A 21,482-nucleotide genomic window follows, 5' to 3' on the forward strand; every position below is an offset into this window, starting at 1 on the left:
GAAGCGTATCGGTGACTGTCCACCGGTAATTGACTCCCGCGCGGGTGGGACGATCCGGAGCGGGATAGCCGATAATCGGGCGGTGACCCTTCCCCGCACGACGCCGCCCTCCGCTCCCGCCCGGCGCATCCGCCCGGCGACGATCGCTGGGCTCGTGGGCCTCGCCGTCGTCGCGCTGCTCGGCCTGGCCACGGGGCTCAGCGGCGTGCTGCTCGGCGTCGGGCTCTACCTCTTCGTCACCGCGCTGTGGGCGCTGGTCCGCCGGCACTCCTGGCTCGGCCGCACGAGCCGGGCGGGCGCCGCCGCGCTGCTCGCCGGCAGCCTGGTGGTGGTCGGCATCGGCGGCGCGACGGCGGAACCGGCCGCGGACGACGCGCCCACGGAAGCCGCGACGAGCGCCCGGGCGACCCCCTCGCCCGCGGCGTCCCCGTCGCCGTCGCCGACGGTGGCGAGCCTGGAGGAGCGGGCCGCCGCGCTGCCCGCACCCGAGCCCGCGCCGGCGGCCGACGTCCAGGCGGCGAAGGAGGCCGCCCAGCCGCAGACGGCGCTGGCCACGGCGCTCGCGCTCGAGGTCAAGGGCCGCGCCCCCAAGACGGGCTACGAGCGGGACCTGTTCGGCAGCGGCTGGGTGGACGTGGACCGCAACGGCTGCGACACCCGCAACGACATCCTCGCCCGCGACCTCGAGGGCGAGACGTTCCGGCCAGGGACGCAGAACTGCGTGGTGCTCGCGGGCACGCTGGCGGACCCGTTCTCCGGCTCGTCGATCAGCTTCGTCCGCGGCAACGGCACCTCCAACGCCGTCCAGATCGACCACGTGGTGGCGCTGAGCGATGCGTGGCAGAAGGGCGCCCAGCAGTGGGGCACGGACAAGCGGGTCAGCTTCGCGAACGACCCCATGAACCTCAACGCGGTCGACGGCCCGCTCAACGCCCAGAAGGGCGACGGCGACGCTGCCACCTGGCTGCCCCCGAACAAGGCCTTCCGCTGCGAGTACGTCGCGCAGCAGGTGGGCGTGAAGTACACGTACGGGCTGTGGGTGACGCAGGCCGAGCAGAACGCCATGGTCGGCGTGCTGTCCTCCTGCCCGGAGCAGCCGCTGCCCGCCGGCTCCGCGGTTCCGGTGGCGGCCGCGGCGCCTGCTCCTGCACCGGCTCCTGCACCGGCACCGGCACCGGCTCCTGCGCCAGCTCCTGCACCGGCTCCTGCGCCCGCCCCGGCGCCCGCCCCGGCACCGGCGCCCGCCCCGGCACCTGCGCCCGCAGGCACTGCCTTCAAGAACTGCGCCGCCGCCCGCGCCGCGGGTGCCGCTCCCGTGCACGCCGGCGACCCCGGGTACGGCAAGCACCTGGACCGCGACGGCGACGGCATCGGGTGCGAATAGGCGCGGTGCGCGACCGCCTCCGCCGGCGTCAGCGGTGCGCGACCGCCTCGGTGGGGGCTCAGCAGCGTGGTCGTACCCGTGACGCTCCGGATTGCCCGCCTCTCAGCTCCCCGCTCAGGGCGGCCAGCGGTTCCACCGCTCCACTGGGGTCGGGGATAAACTGCCGAGATGCGGCGGCCGCTGCGGCCCGGACCCACGCTGTCCACCAGGCGCCTCGAGGCGTACACCGACGGCGTCTTCGCCATCGCCGCGACGATTCTTGTCCTAGATCTCACGACCAGCCGAATCCCCGCCGTGACGTCGAACGGGGAGCTGGGTCAGGGTCTCCTCAGCCTCAGCACCACCGCCACCACGTTCGTCATCAGCTTTCTCCTCCTCTGCCTGCTGTGGTCCATCCACGTCAGGCAGTTCGAGTTCATCGTCCGGATGAACCACAGGTTGATGACGCTGAACTCGATCCGGCTTCTCGGTGTGGTGACGATCCCCTTCACGACCGGCCTGGCCTCCGACTACAACGAGTACGTGCTCGGGCGGATCCTGCTGCCCGCCAACTTCTTCTTCATCACCGTGGTCAGCGCCTGCCAGTGGTTCTACGCGACGAGCGAGACCCGCACCTTCGTCCCCAACCTTGACGACCGGCAGCGGAGCGACAGCCGCTCAGACTCCGTCTCTGCCGCCGTGCTCGCCGGGGTGGTCGTCGTCTTTTCCACCGTTGCCGGGTTCTGGGCCTTCTTGGTCTTCCTCCTCGACCCACCACTGTCCCGCCTCGTCCGCAACACCGCCCGACGAAGGTCGGCGGAGGTCGGCAAGTAGGCGCTGCGCCAGCCGGAGTAGCAGGTGGAATCTGGGACCGCCCACGCCCGGCGCCACGCGCAAACATCACACCGCCCACGGCCACGGCGCGTCAGTCGCCCGCCTCCTCGGCGAGCAGCTCGACCAGCCGCGCGGGATGGGCCAGGAGCGCCTCCACGAGGTGCCGCGCCGACCACCGACCAGCGGCGTGGGCCAGCGCCCTCGCCAGGCCCGCCGTGGTCGTCGCCCAGGCCTCGCCGTCGGCCACCCACCAGGTGACCTCCACGCCGTCGACGCTGACCTCATCGCACTCCCACCAGCTCGCCGGCGCGCCCGGAAGCACCGCGAGCACCTCCTCCGCCGTGGCAACGAGGCGCGCACCGTGGCTCACGGGTGTCCGCTCACCGGCGACGTCGAGGTCGAGGAGGTCGGCGACGCCCTCCACCGCCTCGGCTGGCGCCGGCACGACCGCCCTGACCTGCGCCCACATCGGCGCCGCGACCACGGCGTCCTCGGCGGGCACCATGCGCGCGGCGCCGGCGACCAGCGCCGGCACGCCCTCGGGGCCAGCCAGCTCGATCCCCTCCGCGGCCGCCCGGGCGAGCCCTCGCCACAGCGCGAGGGCCTCGGGCATCGTCAGCTCACCTGCCGAGGGCCACGCCTCGGCGTAGGCCTCCCAGGCCGTGGCATCAAGCTCGGCCAGGTCGCCGACGGCGCCCAGCGCGGTCAGCACGGCGTCGTCGAGGCGCCCGAGGCCCTCCGGAGTCGGGAACAGGAACGGCACCTGTGCGCCGTCGCCCGCCCGGGGATGGGCGAAGGGCGCGCCGAGCTCCTCGCGCAACCACCATGAGGTGTACGACGGCGACGTCAGCCCGGCGCCGCGGGCCCCCGACGCCGCACGGACCGGGGTGAGCAGCGCCGCCCGGGCGTGCGGGTCCTCCGCCAGCCGCGCGAGCACCGCTCCCCACGCGTCGTCGGCGACGGCGTCGAGGTCCGCGACGACGGAGACGTCGCCGATGTACGCGCCCCGGCCGAGCACCTCCGCGAGATGGGCGAGGTAGTCGCGCCAGCCCTCGACCACCTCCTCCTCCCCGGCCGGCTCCGCGACGACGTCACGCACGGTGCGGGTGACCAGGTCCCCCCGCACGCCCACCGCCTGCAGCGTCGCCGCACCCCAACGCTCGACGACGGCGGGGTCGAGGCCGGTCAGGGCGTCGAAGACGGTGGCCGCCCAGCTGCCGGGCAGGACGAGCTCCGCGGCGGGGAGCGTCTCTCCGTCCGCGCCGGGAAGCGGCAGCCCGGCCAGCCACCCGGGCAGCGGGGCGTCGGGCCCCCGCTCGGCCACGGCCGCGCGGGCCAGGTCGAGCACGGCGGCGACGACGGCCGGCACGGGACCCGCGGCGGCACCGTGCCCGGTCGGGTCCGCGACGGCACTGTGCCCGGCCTCCGGCTCAGACGATCCGGCGAGGGGATCGTGCACGTCGACGGCGGCGCGCACCGCGGGCTGCTCGAGGACCGTGACTGCGTCGGCCTCGACGGCCCCCAGCAAGGTGAGCATGGGATGAGCGGCACGGGGGTCGACGACCCGCAGACCGGGGAGCGGCCACGCCATGGATGCGCCGATGCCGCCGGCCGCGCCAGCGGGGGCGGGCGTCCCCGACCGTGCGTGATCGCCCCAGACCGCGGCCAGGTCCGCCGTCGGCAGGAGGACGCCGCGTGCGCCGCGCACGATGCGGCCGTCCGCCAGCGGGACCGGCAGCCCGGCGAGCGCCTCGCGCTGCGAGGCGGCGTGCGGCGCGAGGGCCGCGTAGAGGGCGTGCCACTGCTCGGGCGGGCGGGTCGTCGGCAAGGACTCGACGAGGTCACCGAGCTCGCGCAGGGCCACCCCGAGCACGCGCGCCTGCGCATGCCGGTCGGCCGGGACCTGGATGAGGCCACCGATCATCGCGGCCAGCGCCGCGAGCGCGGCCTCGTCCTGACCGACGGGCCCGGCGACCGCCTGCGCGGTCCGGGCCGTGAGCAGCTCGCCCGTCCCGATCTCCCGCAGGAGGGGTGTGCGCCGCAGCGCGTCCAGGGCGGCCGCGTGCAGGGCGGCGTCGAGCCCGCCGGCGGGCAGACCGGTGGGGACGAGGGCCAAGGGGTTGACCGTCGCGCGCGCACCCGCGGCGGCGTGCCCGGGCGGCCGACCGGCGGCGTCGTCGGTGGCCGGGTCCGTCACGTGGGCCTCGCCGCGGGCCGTGTCCGTCACGTCGGCGTCCGCGGGGCCCGGGTCTGTCAGCGCGGAGCCGCCGCCGACGAGGCGATGCGCCAGCGCCGCGTAGAGGTCGCCGGCGCGAGCGACGATGGCGTCGGTCAAGGGCCCCGCGGCCACGTGCCGGCGCGAGGGGTCCAGCGGGAGGCTCGCAATCAGCAGGGCCGGGAGCGTGCAGGACTCATCCGTCGGCGTGGGCGCGTGCACCACATGCCGGGCGCGACGGTTCGCCGGCACAGCGACGGCGTCCGGCCACTCTGGTCCTGCGTGCGGCCACGTGAGCTCGGCAAGCGGCCACGCGGGTTCGGTAGCCGCCGGCCGTGTCTGCTCGGCCGGCCGTGCTGAGCCGCGGTTGGTTCCGTCGACGGCGCGCGCCCGAGGCAGCGCCCAGGTGATGCTCCAGCCGGCGCGCTCGCGCTCCTCCACCGGACGGTCCGCGAGCAGCGCCGCCTCAAGGCGGCCGGCCGCGTGCGCGGTGTACCAGCGGGACGCGACGTCTGCGACGCGCCGCGGCTCCTCGCCGGGGACCTCGACGAGCACCTCGCTCAACGCGGGCAGCGCGAGGAGGAGCGCGTCGTCGACCTCGGCAAGCGAACGTCGCACGGCGTCCACCTCCGCGGCGCCACGCAGGCGGAGCCGGACGGCGGTGACGTAGCTGGCGGGGATGGGCGCCTCGCCGGTGAAGGGCAGGCGCAGGACGGGCAGGTCGCCGCGACGCCGGGCGACCTCGGCCGCCAGCGCCGGGGAGCCGGCGGCGGCCTCGGTGAGGAGTGCGCCGGCGCGCTCGAGGGAGAAGGTGACGCCGGTCCCGGGCACGTCGGCGCCTGCTCGCGGGCTGGTGGGGGCGTCGGCACCCCGTCCGGCGTCGACCGGCGTGCGGGTGGCGACGGTGATCTCGTCACTGACCGAGCGCACGGCGGCGAAGCCGACCCCGAAGCGGCCCACCATGCCGTCGGCCTTCTTGGCGCTCGCACGCATGCTCGCCAGCGCTGCGACGCCGTCGGCGGTCAGGGGCGCGCCGGTGTTGGCCGCGACGAGCTCCGCGCCGCCGTCATCGGTGCGCAGGCGCAGCAGCAGCCGGCCCGGTCCGCCCGCCGCCGCGGCGGCGTCGGCGGCGTTCTGCGCGAGCTCGATCACCACGCGGTCGCGGTAGTACCCGCGGGCGTGGTCCTCCTCGAGGTTGGCGTCCTGGCGCAGCCGGGAGGGGGCCGTCAGCCAGGTCGACAGCGCGGCCTCGCGCAGGACGGCGGCGCCGAACGGGTCAGCGCCGGCCGCCCCGGTCATGCCTGGTCCGGCGCTCCGGTCTCGCCATGGGGCGCCTGCAGGTCCGCGGCTTCTGGCTCGGGCGCCGCGTCCGGCTCGGGCGCCTCAGCCGCGGGCGCCGCATCCGGCTCGGGCGCGTCCGACGCGGAGGCGTCCGTCTCTGGGGTGGCTTCCGTCTCGGCCGCGTCATCGGTGCCGCCGTCGAAGTCCGGGACGGCGTCGGCAGCCGTCTCGGCCGCCTCCTCCACGGCGATCTCGGTTGGGATGTCGCGCTGGGTGACTGGAGTCTCGGCGGGAGCCTCGGCCGCGGGCGTCTCGGCGGGAGCATCCGCCGCGGGCGTCTCGGCGGGAGCCTCCGCCGCGGGCGTCTCGGCGGGAGCCTCGGTCGCTGGCGTCTCGGCGGGAGCCTCGGTCGCGGGCGTCTCGGTCGGAACGTTGGACTCGGACGACTCGGCCGGGACCTCGGCGGCCGGAGCCTCCACCGCAGGCTCCGCCTCGACGGCAGGAGACCCGGACGACTCGGCCGGAACCTCAACGGCTGTACTCTCCTGCGCGCCAGCGTCGGGGAACTCGGCGGGCTCGACAACCTCGGACGGCTCGACGGCCTCAGCCGACTCCACGACCTCAGGCCGCAGCGGGTGGATGGTGAGGACCTCGAGGTTGCGCTCGTCGATGACCATCTCGGAGGGGTGCCACAGCGGCGCCGGCTCGGGGGCGTGCGTCTCGGAGTGCGCTCCGCACCCGTGGTCCATGGAGACGACGCGGCCGTCGTCGGGCGACCACTCGTTGGCGCACACGCCGAAGACGGTGCGCGGCGAGCCGGCGAGCTTCATCAGGAAGCCGCAGGTCGAGCACGGCGCCGCGGCGGCCTTGGCGCTGGGAGCGCCCGGGCCGTGGTCGCCCTCGTACCACCGGGTCGTCGCCTGGGCGCGGCCCTCGGGTGAGAGCACACGGTGTCGGCCGAGGCCGAGCTCGTAGATCGCGAGCTCGTCGGCGTCCTCACCGGTGGCCTCGTAGCCCTGCTCGAGACGCTCGTCGTCGGCCATGTAGGGCAGGACGTCGGTCGGGCCGACGTCGCCGGGCTCCAGACGCTCGGACCACGGCACCCACGCGGGCGCGAGGAGCGCGCCGTCGCCGGGCAGGAGCTCGACCTCGCACACCGTCGCGGCGCGCCCGCGCGGCGGACGCGCCACGGTCACGGCCCAGTGCCAGCCCCGGTAACCGGGGACGAGGGACTCGAAGGTGTGGGTCAGCAGGCGCTCGCCCTCGACGACGACACCCGTGTGCTCGCCCACCTGACCCGGCAGGGCGACCTCCTCGGCCGCCTGGCGTGCGAGGTCGACAGCACTGGCGAGCACGATCTCCTTGGCCGGACGGGTGGCGGCGCGGGGCGTCTTGGTAACGGGTGGCACGGTCACAGTCTAGGTCGTGGGCGATAGGCCGATGACGACGGCGTCAGCACCGGCTCAGGCGTCGAACTGGTCGGCGACGGCGCGGAGAAGCTGGGCGATCTTCTTCGCCTCCTTCTCCGGGTAGCGGCCGCGGCGCAGCGCGTTGGAGGAGCCGTCGAGCAGCTTGATGAGGTCCTCGACGATCGGGACCATGTCTTCGGCCGGCTTGCGGTGCGCGCGCACCACCGACGGCGGTTCCTCCAGGACGGTCACCGACAGCGCCTGCGGGCCGCGTCGCCCATCGGCCACACCGAAGTCGAGCTTCGTGCCGGGCTTGGGCACGACCCCCGCCGGGAGCGCGGAGGCGTGCAGGAAGACCTCACCGCCGTCGTCGGCGGCGATGAAACCGAAGCCCTTGGCGGCGTCGTACCACTTGACCTTGCCGGTAGGCACGGGGGCGACCTCTTCCTTCACGCAACGAAGGCGCCAGCGTTGCCGGCGCCACTTCCGGACCTCCAGGGTAACGGGCGCGGGCCGCGCGCCGTGGACCTTTATGCCCCCGGCGCAGGCCCATGTGCCTTCCCGTGCACCTCCCGACTCGCACGCGGACGGCTCCTGAGCGAGCCTGGACTCCCGTCGCGGACCCACGCCAGGGAGGCCCCATGACGCTCACGCCGCACCCCGGTGCGCCGTCCCCCGACACCGGGCCGCCGGCGCAGGTGCTCGTCCGCGTGGACGCGGACACCATCGCGCGACCCGACGGCGGCCGGCCCCACCGCCGCGACCTCGTCGTAAACGGGCGGATCACGTTGCACGACCTCCTCGGGCTCGTCGACGTGCCGCTCCGGTTCACCGACGAGCACGGCGTGTGGGTCGCCGTCCACGGCACGAGCGGCGCCGACGGCGGCGAGCACGTGCTCGGCGTGGTCGTGCAGGCAGCCACAGGCGGCCCGGGCGCCACGGGCGCGGCGACCGCCACGGGCGCCGCACGCCAGGTGCCCCCGACGGTCCACGTGACGTCCGACGTCGCCCCCGGGCAGCTACTGGACGCGGACGGCACGATCGACCTGTACTTCCGCTCCGCCCCCGGACCGGTGGACGAGGTGGTCGCGGCGGCCGAGCTGGGCGAGGTCTACACCCCGCCGCGCCCGCACGGCATCCCGCCGGACAACATGCCCGTCCATGCCGCCCTCGCCGAGTACGCGGAGGCGCAGACCGCCACGAACGCGCTCAACGTGCTGCGCCAGGCGCTCGGCGGCCAGCTGGTCCTGGACGCCACCGGCTCGCGGCTCGCGGGGACGCCGGAGCACCCGCGCGAGCGGCGGGTCGTCATCAACTTCATCCGGGCGCCCGACGGGTCCAAGGCCCTGCCCGCGTTCACCCACCACACTGAGCTGGTCCGCTTCCGGGAGGACGACGACGGCGGGCCCCAGTCGATCGTCCAGCCAGCGGCCGGCGTGCTCGAGTTCTTCGTCGGCGATCCCGACGCGGAGTGGCTCTACATCAACCCGGCCGGGCCGCCGCTGGGCATCCGCCGTGACCAGGTTGCGTTCGCCCTGCGGGCCGGGCACAACGCCGCCGTCAAGGACGCGCTGACCCGCTCGCCGCTGCGGATGCAGGTCCTCTTCGACGCGCTGCGCCACGACGACGGCGTGCTGTTCGTCGGTGACCGCGGGACGAACGGCGCCCCCACGCCGCTGACCGTGCGGGACGGCGCCGGCAACCGTGTGCTGCTCGCCTTCACCTCCGCCGTCGAGGCCGCGGCGTGGGACCAGTCGATGCGGTTCCGGCGCCTGGCGGTGGCCACGGTGCTCGAGCTGGTCCTGGAGACGCGGGCGGCCGCGCTGCTGATCAACCCCGGCGGCCCCAGCGCGACCGTGCCGGCGAACCAGGTTTGGCAGTTCTTGGGACGGACGCCGCAGGATCGGGACCAGTAGACGGGACGGCCGACCCGGTCCCGCGCATCGCGGCCCCGGCGTTCCTCGCGGCCGGGCCTGTCCGCGCGGCCCGCACGGCCAGCGCGGCGGCCAGGACCGCCATCCACAGCATCCCTGCGACGGCGCCGAGCCCGGGCGTGATCCATGCCAGGGCGACGGCGGCCGCGCCGAATCCCACCAGGCCCAGTGCACGCGGCAGCCACTGCTCGCGCATGATGACGAGGCTGGTCGCCGTCACCAGGGCTGCGACGGGTGCGGCGTAGACGAACGCGAAGTTGTACGCCACGGCGAACACCATGCGGGCGATCGGTCCACCGCTTCCTGCGGCCACCGTGGACGCCGCCAGCGAGAACATGATCTGGAGCATGACGCCCGCGCTGAAGAGCACACCGCCGACCAGGGCGACGGTGGCGTATATCCGGCTGTTCGCCACGCGGCGGAGCTCCCCGTGCAGGTAGGCGAGGAACCACACGAACAGGAAGAGAGCGAGCAGGGAGCCGTAGGCGCCCCGGTAGAACAACGGCTCCCACGCGGTGAACTGGCCGGAGAGCACCGAGTCGGACGAGTCCAGCGCGACCGTGCAGGCCATGCATGGGGCGCTGGGGATGGCGAGGAGCAGCACCATGGCAATGACCCCGGCCACCCCGGCGAGAATTCCGCCTATGCGTCCTTGCATGCCGGAACGGTACCGGTTCGTCGGACGTGCCAGCCGGGCATTGGGTCACACCGACGTGGGCGGTGGGCGGGCCAGGGGGCCCGGCGGGCCAGGGGCCCCTGGCGGTGCGGTTCAACCGGTGTCTCCGGTCGCCGTAAAGTTGGACGGATGGCTGAGGACGGCGCGCCGCGGGCGGCGACGGTGAGGGGAGAGGCCCTGTTGGCCGAGCTCGCCCGCCGCAAGGACGGCGATCTCACCGCCCTTCTCCTCGCGCGCCCCGACCTCGCCGCGCCAGCCCCGTCCTCGTTGATGGCCCTGGCTGCCCGCGCCGAGTCGCGACCCAGCGTCGAACGCGCCCTGACCGGCCTCGACTCCGTCGAGCTGGCCGTCGCCGAGGCCGCCGTCGCGCTCGCCCCACTCCGGCGCCCGACGGCGGCGGCCCTCACCAGGGCCGTCGGTCTCGACGCCGGCCCCGCACGCGCACGACTCCACGAGCTCGCGCTCCTGGTCAAGGACCTGCCTGTCCCCGCCCTCGCCGAGGCGCTCGGCCTACACCCGGCCGGGCTCGGCCCCACCCTCGCAGAGCTCACGCACACAGCTAAGTCGGCGCCCGGCGCGAGAGGTTCGGGCGCACAGACACGGGGAACGGCGCCGGGCGCGACGGATCCGGCGGCCACCACGCCCAACGTCACACTCGGTGTCGATGTCACGCCCGCTGTCGACGTCGCACCGGGTGGCGGCGTCCCGCCCACGACGCCCGCCGCCCTACGAGCCGTGCTCAGGGACGCCCCCGCGAGCGCCACCAAGACCCTGGACGCCCTCACCTGGGGGCCGCCGGTCGGGACCGTGGGAGCCGACACCCTCCCCGAGGGCGCCGCCTGGCTGCTCGCCCGCGGCATCCTCGTCCGCATCTCCCCAACCCAGCTCGTCCTGCCCCGCGAGGTCGCCCTGGCCGGGCGTGATGGCCGGACCCATGCCGCACCGCCGTCGCCGCCGGCCGTCGACGACCTGCGGCGCCTGCCGGGTGCGGTCGTCGAGGCCGAGGGCGCCCGCGCCGCGGAGGAGATCGTCCGGCTCGTGGGCCGGCTGCTGGAGACCTGGCACGCGTCCCCGGCCACGGTGCTGCGCACCGGCGGGATCGGCGTGCGCGAGCTGCGCCGGGCGGCCACGGCTCTCGAGCTCGCGGAGACCGACGCCGGCCTCGTCATCGAGCTCGCCGCCATGGCCGGCCTGCTCTCGCAGGACGGTGACGAGACCGTGTCCTGGTCGCCCTCCCGGGCCGCGCTGGACTGGCGCGAGGACCCCCTGCCCGTGCGCTGGGCCCACCTGGTCCGGGCCTGGCTCACCTCGGCCCGCACCCCCTGGCTCATCGGGGTCCGCTCCGAGCAGGGCACGCTCCGCGCCGCGCTCGAGCCCACGCTCGAGCGGGGATGGGCGGCAGACCTGCGCGGCCGGGCGCTGCAGGCCCTGGCCGAGCTGCCCGAAGGCACCGGCGCCGGCGCCCAGCAGGTCCACGCCACGCTGGCCTGGCGCCGCCCGCGGGCCACCGTCCCGGCGCGCACCGTCGGAGCCGTCCTGGCGGAGGCGGAGCGTCTCGGGTTGACCGGCGCAGGCGCGCTGACACCGGCCGGTCGCGCGGTCCTGGAGGGGCGGGGACCCGACGACGTCGCCCGGGCGCTCGAGGCCGCGCTCCCCGAGCCCGTCGGTGACCTGCTCGTCCAGGGCGACCTCACCGCCGTCGTGCCGGGCCGGCCGCTGCCCGCCCTCGCCGACCTGCTGATGCTGTGCGCCGAGGTGGAGTCCCGGGGCGCCGCGCTGACGGTGCGGTTCGGCCAGGAGTCCGTGCGTCGCGCGCTCGACGCCGGACTGGGCGCGACCGAGCTGCTGGACGCCCTCGCCTCCTACTCGCGCACGCCGCTCCCGCAGCCGCTGGAGTACCTCGTGCGCGACACCGCACGCCGGCACGGGCAGGTTCGGGTGGGTGCCGCCGCGGCCTACCTGCGCATGGACGACCCGGCCGCCGCCACGACACTCGTGGGGCACCCGGCGCTAACGGACCTCGCCCTGCGCGCCATCGCGCCGACGGTCCTGGTCAGCCCCGTCCCCCCGGGCGAGGTGCTCGAAACCCTGCGCTCCGCCGGGCTCGCACCCGTGCTCGAGGGACCCGACGGCGTCATTGTGCTCGGCGGCCTCGACGGCCTCGGCGCGGGCCTGGCGGCCCGTCCGGGCGCGAACGGTCACGGCCATTCGACCTCGCGGGTGCGCGCCGTCGGCGTCCGGGGCCGGCGCGGGATGAGCCGCGGGCTGCCGACCTATCCGGGGGCGGGGGCGAGCACGTACACCCGTCGGCTCGACGAGGAGGACCTGGCCGTCATCGTCGCACGCATGCGCGCCGGGGAGCGCCAGGCCAGGCGCGACGCCGGCCGCCGGGCCGACGGCGCGCCGGCCGCGACCGACCCCGTCCATGCGCTCGCGCTGCTGCGCGAGGCCGCGAGCGCCGGCACACCCGTGGAGATCGTGGTGGTCGGGGCCATGGGCCGGCCCGAGCGCCGCCGCGTCCAGCCGGTGCACATCGACGGTGGCCGGGTGCGCGTGACGGACCTGGACCGCGACACGGACATGACCGTGGCGATCCACCGCATCTCCGCCGTCGCCACCGTGTAGTTGAGGCGGCGTCAGGCCGTGCACAACGGGGTGTCCACAGCGCCATCCGGAGTGTCAGTACCCCGCCGTAGCGTCGGCAGTGTCGATGATGACGCCGACGGAGGGAAGAGGTCATGTGCCTGATGTGCCAGGGCTGGACCCGGGAGCAGGTGCTGGAGCTGTACGTCGAGAAGATCAGGAACGACGGGTGGACGATCGTGACGGTCGAGGGTGACCGTGCCCGTCCACCCCTGTCGTACACCGTGGGGCTGACCCGTTTCCACGATCATCCCGAGCTGGTGATGAGCGGCCTGACCGCCGAGCATGCCAGCAAGGAGCTGGACGAGCTCGCGAGGCATGTGGAAGACGGGCACCGGTACAGCGCCGGGGACGTCATCATGAGCTTCAGTCCACACCGGTACTCGCTGCTGCGGGTGAACGATCCACGCCGGCTCACGATCGCCCAGGAGGTCTACGGTCTGGGCGGGGCCAAGATCGTGCCCGCGCTGCAGGTGGTGTGGAGCAACCACGACGGGCAGTGGCCGTGGGACCGAGCCTGGCACGGCGGGCTCAAGGTGCAGCAGGTCTTCGGGCGGCCCCGGCCGTCGCCGGTGTGACCGGACGCCGGGCCCGGCGCGATGGTGCGGTTGTCACGCGTGGTCGGACTGGAACGCGAGGATCCGTTCGACGGCCTCCGCGACGGCGTCGGCACCGGCGGCGAAGGAGAGCCGTACGAAGCGGCCACCGTTGACGGCGTCGAAATCCCCGCCGGGCACGACGGCGACGCCGGCGTCCTCGAGCAGGGAGCGGCACCAGTGCGCGGAGTCGGCGAACGGGCCCAGGCGCGCGCCCAGGTCGGCGTAGAGGTAGAACGCGCCGTCCGCGGGCGCGACCGGTCCCCACCCGAGGCGGTCGAGCTGGCCAAGCAGCACCGAGCGCGTCCGGGCGAAGCCCGCGACGCGGTCGTCGGCCTGGGCGTAGGACTCGGGCGTGAACGCGCCGACGGCCGCCAGCTGTGCCGGCGCGGGCGGGCACAGCGCCACGTTCCCGGCCAGCGCGTCGATGGCGGCCGCGAGGTCGGCGGGCATCAGCGCCCACCCGAGCCGCCACCCCGTCATGCCCCAGTACTTGGAGAAGGAGGAGATGACGACGGCGCCGCGGTCCAGCTCCCACGCGCACACGCCGCGCGCGTCCGCGGCGGCGGGGTCCGCCGGGTAGGTGATGCCGTGGTAGATCTCGTCGCTGACCAGCCGCACGCCGTTGTCCGCGCACCAGTCGCTCAGCGCGGCGAGCTCGTCGCGGGTGACCATCGTGCCGGTTGGGTTCGCGGGCGAGGCGAGGATGAGCCCGGCGAGGGGCCCGTGCGCAGCGACGGCGGCGTCCAGGGCGTCGGGCGTGGGCTGGAAACGGTCGTCCGGCCCGCAGGCCATCTCGACGACCTCGCAGCCCAGGGCCGCGAGGATGTTCCGGTACGCCGGGTAGCCGGGGCGGGCGAGGGCCACCCGGTCCCCGGGGTCGAAGGCCGCGAGGAAGGCCAGGACGAAGGCGCCCGAGGACCCCGTGGTGATCGCGACCTGCTCCGCCGCGACGTCGAGGTCGTACCAGCGCCGGTAGTGCCCGGCGACGGCCTCACGCAGGTCCCGGGTGCCCAGCGCGCTGGTGTACCCGAGGTCGAGGCGCGCGCCGTGCGCGTCGGCAGCGAGGCGGTGGACGTCGTCGGGCGCCCCGCCGGAGGGCTCGCCCGCGCACAGGGAGATGACGTCACGGCCGGCGCCGCGCAGCTGCGCCACGCGGTCCAGGATGGTCATCACCTGGAAGGGCGGCACCGACGCGCGCCCGGCGACCTTCAGGGGACTCATCGCGGCTCCCGTTCCTCGATGCCGACAGGCTCCCACACCATGGTCGACGCGCTGCGCGACTGCCACGCCGCACCGGCGCCGGGCTGCCATGATCGGTCCATGGCGGAACGCAACGTCCTCGGCTCAGAGCTGACCGAGTGCGGGATGGACCCGGTCACGGGCTACTACCGGACCGGGCGGTGCAGCGCGGACGAGTCGGACCTCGGCAACCACAGCGTCTGCGCGGTCATGACCGCGGAGTTCCTCCAGCACCAGCAGAAGGTCGGCAATGACCTGGTGACGCCGCGGCCCGAGTGGCGGTTCCCGGGGCTGCGGCCCGGGGACCGCTGGTGCGTGGTCGCCGTGCGGTGGTTGCAGGCCTACGACGACGGCTGCGCCGCGCCGGTCGTGCTCGCCTCGACCCACGAGCGGGCGTTGGAGGCCGTCCCCCTGGAGCTCCTTCAGCAGCACGCCGTCGACGTCCCCGACGACGCAGGGTCGCTCGGATGAACAGCGCGGCCGCGTCCTGCACGTTCTGCCGGATCGTCCGCGGGGAGATCCCGGCGCACGTCGTGCTCGAGACCGCGGAGACGATGGCCTTCCTCGACGCCCGGCCGGTGTTCAAGGGCCACACCCTGCTCGTCCCCCGCGACCACGTCGAGACCCTGCCCGACCTGCCCGCGCCGCTGCTGGCGCCCTACCTGGGCGCCGCCCAACGCTTGGCCACGGCGATGACCGAGGGCCTCGGCGCCCAGGGGTCGTTCGTGGCGACCAACAACGTCGTCAGCCAGAGCGTGCCGCACCTGCACGTCCACGTGGTCCCGCGCACGAAGGGCGACGGGCTGCGCGGCTTCTTCTGGCCCCGCACGAAGTACGCGGACGACGCCGAGGCGCACGGGTACGCCGAGCGGCTGCGGGCGGCGCTCTCGCCCGGCGGTTGAGGCGCGCCCCCGGGCGGGTGCGACAGGCCCCCGACGCGTGACGCGCGCCGTCGGGCGGGTACCGCACGGTGCTCGGTGCCGCGGCCGCGTCGGCGCGGACGAGCCGCGGGCGTCTGTGACCAGGTTCGCACGCGCCCCGCCCGGTCCAGCGTGGACAATGGCCAGATGCCCGACGGCCCCCTGATCGTCCAGTCCGACAAGTCGCTCCTGCTCGAGGTCGACCACCCGCGCGCCACGGAGGCGCGCCGGGCGATCGCGCCCTTCGCCGAGCTCGAGCGCGCCCCGGAGCACGTGCACACCTACCGCCTGACGCCGCTGGGGCTGTGGAACGCGCGCGCCGCGGGGCACGACGCCGAGCAGGTGGTGGCCGCGCTCATCGAGTACTCCCGCTACCCGGTCCCCCACGCCCTGCTCATTGACATCGCCGAGACGATGGACCGCTACGGGCGCCTCCAGCTGATCAAGCACCCCACGCACGGCCTGGTGCTGCACGCCCTGGACAAGCCGGTGCTCGAGGAGGTCCTGCGCTCCAAGCGGGTCAAGGGCCTGCTCGGCGAGCGCGTCGACGCCGAGGACGTGATCATCCATCCCTCCGAGCGCGGCCACCTCAAGCAGGTCCTCCTCAAGCTCGGCTGGCCCGCGGAGGACCTGGCGGGCTACGTCGACGGCGAGGCACACCCGATCGCGCTGGAGGAGACCGGCTGGCACCTGCGCCCCTACCAGCAGGAGGCGGTGGACACGTTCTGGTTCGGCGGCTCCGGCGTCGTCGTCCTGCCCTGCGGCGCCGGCAAGACCATCGTGGGCGCCGGCGCCATGGCCAAGTCGCAGACCACCACCCTGATCCTGGTCACGAACACGGTCTCGGCCCGCCAGTGGCGCGAGGAGCTCCTGAGGCGCACCACCCTGACCGCGGACGAGATCGGGGAGTACTCCGGCTCCCGCAAGGAGGTCCGGCCCGTCACCATCGCGACCTACCAGGTGCTCACCACCAAGCGGAAGGGCGTCTACACGCACCTCGAGCTCCTCGACGCCCACGACTGGGGACTGATCCTCTACGACGAGGTCCACCTCCTGCCCGCCCCGATCTTCCGCATGACGGCGGACCTGCAGGCGCGCCGCCGCCTCGGCCTGACCGCCACGCTGGTGCGGGAGGACGGGCGCGAGGACGAGGTCTTCTCCCTCATCGGCCCGAAGCGCTACGACGCGCCGTGGAAGGACATCGAGGCCCAGGGCTACATCGCCCCGGCCGAGTGCGTCGAGGTGCGCCTGACGATGCCCGACCACGACCGCATGGTCTACGCCACCGCCGAGCCCGAGGATCGCTACCGCCTCGCCTCGAGCGCCCCGGGCAAGGTGCGCGTGGTCGAGCAGATCCTCGCCAGGCACGCGGGCGAGCAGACGCTGGTGATCGGCCAGTACCTCGACCAGCTCGAGGAGCTCGCCGAGGACCTGGACGCCCCGCTGATCACCGGGAAGACGACGGTGACGGAGCGGCAGCGCCTCTTCGACGCCTTCCGCTCCGGGGAGATCCAGGTCCTCGTGGTCTCCAAGGTCGCGAACTTCTCCATCGACCTGCCCGAGGCGTCGGTGGCGGTGCAGGTCTCCGGGTCCTTCGGGTCACGGCAGGAGGAGGCGCAGCGGCTGGGCCGGCTGATGCGGCCCAAGGCCGACGGCAAGACCGCGCACTTCTACGCCGTCATCGCCCGGGACACCGTCGACCAGGAGTTCGCCGCGCACCGCCAGCGGTTCCTCGCCGAGCAGGGCTACGCGTACACGATCATCGACGCCGAGGACCTCGCCGCCGCCTGAGGCCGACTGCCGCGCCGCCCTTGGCGTGACCGGACAACCAAGTCACCGGTCACCCTGGCCGCCAGTCATGCCGGAGCACCGGGGGCGCCCGGCCCCGCCCGGGCACGCCAGTTGCCCCATGACCGGTGCTGGAGTCAACGATGGAGGCGCATTCCAGCTCCTGGATCGCCTCACGTGCACCATTCATGGGGCAATGACCGATGACGCGCGCATCGACAGCCATCAGCGCCCCTTCGGACGAGCGGTGCGGGCGCGCTCGCTCAGGTGAGGGCGGGCGCGCTCGCTCAGGTGAGGGCGGGCGCGCTCGCTCAGGTGAGTGCGGCCGGGGCCGGGCGCGCTCCCTCAGGTGCGGCCGGGCGGGCGCGGGTGCGTTCAGGCAGGGCGAGCGTTGCGGACACAGGCTGCTCACGCACGGCGAGCGTTGCGCACCTGGGCGAGCGCCCGAGCAACCGCGTCGACCAGCCGACCGCAGTCACCCGTGATGTCCTCCCAGGTGAAACGGAGCACGACGTACCCGAGCGCGACCAGCTCCCGGTCGCGCCTGCGGTCCTCGCGGTACTCCCGCCTCCCCGAGTGATACGAGAACCCGTCGCACTCGACGACCACGCAGTCCTCGACGAGCAGGTCGACCTCGCCTACCCCGTCGATCACCACTCCTGCGCGAACCGTGAACCCGGCACCGCGGAGCACGAGCCTCGCGCGGGTCTCGGTCGCGGATCGGCTCCTCCCGCTGCACCGGCCGAGCGTGGAACGCGCCTCGACGCTTCCTGGGCCCACCAGCGCCCGGTCGAGCTCCTCGGCCGTGACGAGACGGCGGTTCAACGCCGAGTCGACCATCACGATCGCCTGCTCGGGCGGCTGGCACCGCAGCACTCGGGCGAGGGCATCCGCGATGGGGGCGAGCGGTAGCACCGGGTTCGCGGGCCGTGTCCAGGCAGGCTCCCGATGCACGACGACCCCTGCCTCAAGACGAGACGGCATGCGTCGCCCGCCGCGGTCTTGCGGAACCGCTGGGTGCACCTCGGAAGGCCGGTGCAGCCACACCAAGCCGTAGAAGGCCCTCACGCTCACGCAGGTGATCGTTGCGTTGAGCCGACGGGCCGATGGAAGGATCCGCGTCGGCAAGTGCGAACCACCCGTTCCCTTGGTAGCGCACCAGCCCGGTGTGCACCGCCTCAGCCAGCTGCCGCCGCTGCGCCGCCGTGCGGCTGAGGTCGGCGCGCTTGGCCATACCCCCGAGTTGCTTCAGCTCGTCGTAGATCTCCATCCAACGACGATGGCGCGGGTGTGGTCCGTGTACCGGAGGGCTCCGGCGCACCTGTGAGCCCGCTGGCCACATCGCGCACTGTGGATCTGGGCGTTGGCGACCAGGCCACGGCACGATCGCCCCACGAGTGGTGCTGGAGTGACGTTCTGGGCGCCCAGCGGCGCCTCACTGACCCCATCTGCACCGCTCGTGGGGCAAACCCGAGTACAGCCGCCGCTTCGTCCAACGGGGCCAAGCGGCAACCGGCGCTAGGCCGCCAGCGCCGACGTCCCGCCGGCCTGCGCATACTCGCGCACCTGCGCGGCGAAGGCCTGGGCGATGGCCCGGCTCACCGGCGCCGTCTCGGCCTCGCGGGCCCGGGCGTCGGCGACGATCGTGGCCGCGTCGTCGCCGTCCTGCTCGGCCCACCGGCCCAGGAGCTCGGGCGAGGCCTCCGGGTGGAACTGCACACCCACGGCCGAGCCGACCCGCATGGCCTGGAACGGGTACATGTCCGAGTGGGCGAGCCACACCGCGCCCGGCGGGAGGTCGACGACGGCGTCGGCGTGCATGCTCGGCTGGCGCACCGCGGACGCGGCCGACGCCCCGTCGGCGCGGACGGCCGCCTCGCCGGCGTGCACTGCCGCCCCGAGCACCGGGTCTTGACCGGCGTCCGGGCGCCAGGTGATGGGCGCCATCCCGGCCTCACGCCCGGGGGGCGCCGCGACCTCGACACGGCCGCCGAGCGCCACGGCCAGCAGCTGGTGCCCGAGGCAGATACCGAGCACGGGCACGGCGCGCGCGACGGCGTCGGCCAGGAGCCGTCGCGTCGCGGGCAGCCAGGGGGCCCTGGCGTCGTCGTAGGCGTTCATCGCCCCGCCGAGCACGAGCAGGCCGTCCCCGACCTCGTCGACGGCGGGGACGGCGTCGCCCTCCCAGGCGCGGATCACGCGGAGCTCGACCCCGGCGAGCCAGTCCGAAAAGCGGTCGAGGGGGACGTCCGTGTCGTGCTGGAGGACCGTCAGGATCGGCATGTGGCCGGTCGTCGTCTGGTTCATGCGGATACGGTAAAGCACCTTGTCGCCGCGAGACAGAGACGGTCGACACCCGTCGATCAGAGCCGCCGCGGCGCCCGGTGGCGGCTCACCCTCGGCCCCGGCGCAGCCAGAACGCGCTGACCTGGGAGGTTCCCGTTATCCACCCTCGGCGAACGTGCCGTTTCGCCGTTGCGCCGTCCTCCCGCGCCAGAGAGGATCACGGTGTGAGACTCCTCGCTGTCGTCCGGTCCCTGGCCGTCGCGGCCCTCGTCGCCCTGCCCGCCGTCGCGGTGGCCGGGCCGGCCGCCGCCGAGCCGCCCCAGCAGCTCACGAGCCAGGTCACGGACTCGGCCGGGGTCCTCGGCGGGGACGCCGACCAGGTGCAGCAGGTCATCGAGCAGGTCCAGGCGGACACCGGGCAGCTCGTCTACGTCACCTTCGTCAAGGACTTCGGCGGCGAGACCTCGACGCAGTGGGCCCAGGACACGGCCACGAAGTCCAACCTCGGCCCCAACAACGTCCTCCTCGCGGTGGGGGTGGACGTCAGCTCCTATGGCTTCGCCCGCCACAGCGACTCCCCGATCGGCAAGGAAGAGCTGCAGGGCTTCATCGACTCCGACGTCACACCCAAGCTCAGGCAGGGCGACTGGGCCGGCGCCGCGACCACCTTCGCCCAGGGTGTCGGGGACCTCGCCCAGGGCGGGAACGGCACCGGCGGCGGCGGAGGCGGCGGCTTCGGGACGGTGCTCGTCGTCGGGCTGATCGCGATCATCGCCGTCGGCGCATTCCTGATCTTCCGGCGCAAGCGGACGACCGGGGAGCGGACCGAACCGGCTCGCGCCCTGCCGCCGAACCACCCTCTGAACCTGCCGACCGACCAGCTCGCCAAGCGCGCCGGCGCCGCCCTCGTCGCCGCGGACGACGCCGTCCGCTCCTCCGAGGCGGAGCTCGGCTTCGCCAAGGCCCAGTTCGGCCTCCAGGCCACCGACGCCTTCACCCGCGCCCTCGCCGAGGCCAAGACGAAGGCCCAGCGGGCCTTCACCGTGCGCCAGGAGCTCGACGACGACATCCCGGAGACCGAGCCGCAGCAGCGTCAGATGTACGCGGAGATCCTCCAGCTCACCGGAGAGATCGAGAAGACCTTGAGCGCGCAGGCCGAGCAGTTCACCAAGCTGCGCAACATGCAGGCCCGCGCCCCGCAGGTCCTCGACGAGCTCGAGCAGCGTGCCGGGGAGGTGGCCCGTCAGGTGGAGGACGCGCGCATCGAGCTCGCGCAGCTCGCCAACAGGTATCCGGCGGCCGCGCTCGCCTCGATCTCCCAGAACCCCGACCAGGCCAAGGCCCTGCTCGCCTCGGCCCGCCAGTCCGTCGAGGAGGGACGCGCGAAGGTCGCGCAGCAGGACCGCGCCACCGCAGTCACGCACGCGCGGGTGGCCGAGGAGGCCATCGCCCAGGCGGACACCCTCCTGAACAACGTCCACGGCGCCGGCGCGGCCCTCGCGGAGGCGGGCAGCAGGCTCGACGCGGCCATCGCGTCCATCACCGCGGACGTGCGTGACGCCAACCGCCTCGCGCCCCGCGACCCCAACGTGGTGGCCCGCCGGCAGGAGGCCGAGGCGGCCATCGCGCAGGGGTACCAGGCCCGGCAGGGCGGGGACCCGCTGGCCGCCATCCAGCGCCTCACGGCGGCCGAGACCGCGATCGACGCCGCCCTCGCCGGCGCCCGCGAGGACGACGAGAACAACCGCCGCGCCGCCGCCCAGCTCTACGACCGGCTCGGCCGGCTCAACTCCCAGATCCGCGCCGTCTCCGACTACATCGCCACCCGGCGCGGCACCGTCGGCACCGAGGCCCGCACGCGGCTGTCGGAGGCCAGCCGCCTGGCGAGCGAGGCCAACGCCCTCGCCAACACCCAGCCGTTCGTGGCCCTGCAGAAGGTGGCGCAGGGCGAGCAGATGGCCATGGACGCCCAGCAGCTCGCCGAGCGCGACGCCGACCGGTTCGACGGCGGCTTCGGAGGCGGCTTCGGCGGCGGCGGGTACGGCGGCGGGCGGCGCGGCGGCCTCGACGTCGGGTCCCTCATCCTCGGCGGCATCCTCCTCGGCGGCGGCGGTCACGGCGGCGGCTGGGGCGGCGGCTTCGGCGGCGGCGGCTTCGGCGGCGGGGGCGGCTTCGGTGGTGGCGGTGGCGGCTTCGGCGGCGGGGGCGGCGGCTTCGACGGCGGCGGGGGCGGCTTCTGAGCCGCGCGGCCACCCGGGCCCCTCCCCGCAGGGGCCGCTCCGGCGCGCCCCGCCG

The 21,482-nt window shown here is 74.7% G+C and carries 17 protein-coding genes; 9 read left to right on the forward strand and 8 right to left on the reverse strand.

What is annotated here, in order from left to right:
- Positions 1-82: 82 nt before the first annotated feature.
- On the forward strand, positions 83-1,384 hold the full coding sequence (locus tag EJK16_RS16000) for a DUF1524 domain-containing protein (RefSeq protein WP_240646115.1): 1,302 nt from the start codon (positions 83-85) through the stop codon (positions 1,382-1,384).
- Between the two features lie 168 nt (positions 1,385-1,552).
- Positions 1,553-2,197 carry a TMEM175 family protein gene (locus tag EJK16_RS16005; protein ID WP_127131107.1) on the forward strand — a complete coding sequence of 215 codons (645 nt, stop codon included), beginning with the start codon at positions 1,553-1,555 and terminating at the stop codon, positions 2,195-2,197.
- A gap of 91 nt (positions 2,198-2,288) precedes the next feature.
- Here the strand turns inward: EJK16_RS16005 and EJK16_RS16010 are convergent, their stop codons facing one another.
- Genes EJK16_RS16010 through EJK16_RS16020 form a run of 3 tightly spaced genes read right to left on the reverse strand, consistent with a single transcriptional unit; the run spans position 2,289 to position 7,534 of the window.
- Complete coding sequence (locus EJK16_RS16010; RefSeq protein WP_127131109.1) at positions 2,289-5,711, reverse strand: sacsin N-terminal ATP-binding-like domain-containing protein; 3,423 nt, start codon at positions 5,709-5,711, stop codon at positions 2,289-2,291.
- On the reverse strand, positions 5,708-7,102 hold the full coding sequence (locus EJK16_RS20670) for a DUF3027 domain-containing protein (RefSeq protein ID WP_205739803.1): 1,395 nt from the start codon (positions 7,100-7,102) through the stop codon (positions 5,708-5,710). The genes EJK16_RS16010 and EJK16_RS20670 overlap by 4 nt, the downstream gene beginning before the upstream one ends.
- A 54-nt stretch (positions 7,103-7,156) precedes the next feature.
- Complete coding sequence (locus EJK16_RS16020) at positions 7,157-7,534, reverse strand: cold-shock protein (protein ID WP_127131111.1); 378 nt, start codon at positions 7,532-7,534, stop codon at positions 7,157-7,159.
- 209 nt (positions 7,535-7,743) lie between these two features.
- Between EJK16_RS16020 and EJK16_RS16025 the strand changes: the two genes are divergently transcribed.
- Entirely contained in the window at positions 7,744-9,018 is a 1,275-nt protein-coding gene (locus EJK16_RS16025) for an SseB family protein (RefSeq protein ID WP_164737378.1), read from the forward strand.
- Here EJK16_RS16025 and EJK16_RS16030 read toward each other — a convergent pair.
- Positions 8,933-9,694 carry a hypothetical protein gene (locus EJK16_RS16030; RefSeq protein WP_127131115.1) on the reverse strand — a complete coding sequence of 254 codons (762 nt, stop codon included), beginning with the start codon at positions 9,692-9,694 and terminating at the stop codon, positions 8,933-8,935. The genes EJK16_RS16025 and EJK16_RS16030 overlap by 86 nt on opposite strands.
- A 147-nt stretch (positions 9,695-9,841) precedes the next feature.
- Here EJK16_RS16030 and EJK16_RS16035 point away from each other — a divergent pair, with 147 nt between their 5' ends.
- Positions 9,842-12,337: a helicase-associated domain-containing protein gene (locus EJK16_RS16035; protein ID WP_127131117.1), complete on the forward strand. Its 2,496-nt coding sequence runs from the start codon at positions 9,842-9,844 to the stop codon at positions 12,335-12,337.
- Between the two features lie 113 nt (positions 12,338-12,450).
- On the forward strand, positions 12,451-12,933 hold the full coding sequence (locus tag EJK16_RS16040) for a DUF4262 domain-containing protein (RefSeq protein ID WP_127131119.1): 483 nt from the start codon (positions 12,451-12,453) through the stop codon (positions 12,931-12,933).
- Positions 12,934-12,966: 33 nt separating this feature from the next.
- Here the strand turns inward: EJK16_RS16040 and EJK16_RS16045 are convergent, their stop codons facing one another.
- Entirely contained in the window at positions 12,967-14,175 is a 1,209-nt protein-coding gene (locus tag EJK16_RS16045) for a pyridoxal phosphate-dependent aminotransferase (protein WP_127131121.1), read from the reverse strand.
- Positions 14,176-14,274: 99 nt separating this feature from the next.
- Here EJK16_RS16045 and EJK16_RS16050 point away from each other — a divergent pair, with 99 nt between their 5' ends.
- The 3 genes from EJK16_RS16050 to EJK16_RS16060 all read left to right on the forward strand — a co-directional run bounded on the left by EJK16_RS16050 (position 14,275) and on the right by EJK16_RS16060 (position 16,904).
- Positions 14,275-14,664: a DUF2237 family protein gene (locus EJK16_RS16050; RefSeq protein ID WP_127131123.1), complete on the forward strand. Its 390-nt coding sequence runs from the start codon at positions 14,275-14,277 to the stop codon at positions 14,662-14,664.
- On the forward strand, positions 14,661-15,095 hold the full coding sequence (locus EJK16_RS16055) for an HIT family protein (protein WP_127131125.1): 435 nt from the start codon (positions 14,661-14,663) through the stop codon (positions 15,093-15,095). The genes EJK16_RS16050 and EJK16_RS16055 overlap by 4 nt, the downstream gene beginning before the upstream one ends.
- A gap of 165 nt (positions 15,096-15,260) precedes the next feature.
- Positions 15,261-16,904 carry a DNA repair helicase XPB gene (locus EJK16_RS16060; protein ID WP_127131127.1) on the forward strand — a complete coding sequence of 548 codons (1,644 nt, stop codon included), beginning with the start codon at positions 15,261-15,263 and terminating at the stop codon, positions 16,902-16,904.
- A gap of 405 nt (positions 16,905-17,309) precedes the next feature.
- Here the strand turns inward: EJK16_RS16060 and EJK16_RS16065 are convergent, their stop codons facing one another.
- From EJK16_RS16065 to EJK16_RS16075, 3 genes are all read right to left on the reverse strand, one after another.
- Complete coding sequence (locus EJK16_RS16065; protein ID WP_164737379.1) at positions 17,310-17,855, reverse strand: DUF559 domain-containing protein; 546 nt, start codon at positions 17,853-17,855, stop codon at positions 17,310-17,312.
- Positions 17,856-17,868: 13 nt separating this feature from the next.
- Positions 17,869-18,171, reverse strand: coding sequence for a hypothetical protein (locus tag EJK16_RS16070; RefSeq protein WP_127131131.1), 303 nt, complete (start codon positions 18,169-18,171; stop codon positions 17,869-17,871).
- A 248-nt stretch (positions 18,172-18,419) separates the two neighbouring features.
- Positions 18,420-19,208 (reverse strand): type 1 glutamine amidotransferase, encoded by a 789-nt coding sequence (locus EJK16_RS16075; RefSeq protein WP_127131133.1) that lies wholly within the window; start codon positions 19,206-19,208, stop codon positions 18,420-18,422.
- A 203-nt stretch (positions 19,209-19,411) separates the two neighbouring features.
- Between EJK16_RS16075 and EJK16_RS19690 the strand changes: the two genes are divergently transcribed.
- Complete coding sequence (locus EJK16_RS19690; RefSeq protein WP_164737380.1) at positions 19,412-21,427, forward strand: TPM domain-containing protein; 2,016 nt, start codon at positions 19,412-19,414, stop codon at positions 21,425-21,427.
- Positions 21,428-21,482: the final 55 nt, after the last annotated feature.

This window comes from Georgenia sp. SYP-B2076 (assembly GCF_003991205.1).
Taxonomy (GTDB): domain Bacteria; phylum Actinomycetota; class Actinomycetes; order Actinomycetales; family Actinomycetaceae; genus Georgenia.

Bases quoted from the DNA above. Each gene is read 5' to 3' on its own strand.
- EJK16_RS16055 (WP_127131125.1), top strand. From the start codon at position 14,661: ATGAACAGCGCGGCCGCGTCCTGCACGTTCTGCCGGATCGTCCGCGGG.
- EJK16_RS16005 (WP_127131107.1), top strand. From the start codon at position 1,553: ATGCGGCGGCCGCTGCGGCCCGGACCCACGCTGTCCACCAGGCGCCTC.
- EJK16_RS16025 (WP_164737378.1), top strand. From the start codon at position 7,744: ATGACGCTCACGCCGCACCCCGGTGCGCCGTCCCCCGACACCGGGCCG.
- EJK16_RS16030 (WP_127131115.1), bottom strand. From the start codon at position 9,694: ATGCAAGGACGCATAGGCGGAATTCTCGCCGGGGTGGCCGGGGTCATT.
- EJK16_RS16050 (WP_127131123.1), top strand. From the start codon at position 14,275: ATGGCGGAACGCAACGTCCTCGGCTCAGAGCTGACCGAGTGCGGGATG.
- EJK16_RS16075 (WP_127131133.1), bottom strand. From the start codon at position 19,208: ATGAACCAGACGACGACCGGCCACATGCCGATCCTGACGGTCCTCCAG.
- EJK16_RS16070 (WP_127131131.1), bottom strand. From the start codon at position 18,171: ATGGAGATCTACGACGAGCTGAAGCAACTCGGGGGTATGGCCAAGCGC.
- EJK16_RS16010 (WP_127131109.1), bottom strand. From the start codon at position 5,711: ATGACCGGGGCGGCCGGCGCTGACCCGTTCGGCGCCGCCGTCCTGCGC.
- EJK16_RS16060 (WP_127131127.1), top strand. From the start codon at position 15,261: ATGCCCGACGGCCCCCTGATCGTCCAGTCCGACAAGTCGCTCCTGCTC.
- EJK16_RS16045 (WP_127131121.1), bottom strand. From the start codon at position 14,175: ATGAGTCCCCTGAAGGTCGCCGGGCGCGCGTCGGTGCCGCCCTTCCAG.
- EJK16_RS16035 (WP_127131117.1), top strand. From the start codon at position 9,842: ATGGCTGAGGACGGCGCGCCGCGGGCGGCGACGGTGAGGGGAGAGGCC.
- EJK16_RS16040 (WP_127131119.1), top strand. From the start codon at position 12,451: ATGTGCCTGATGTGCCAGGGCTGGACCCGGGAGCAGGTGCTGGAGCTG.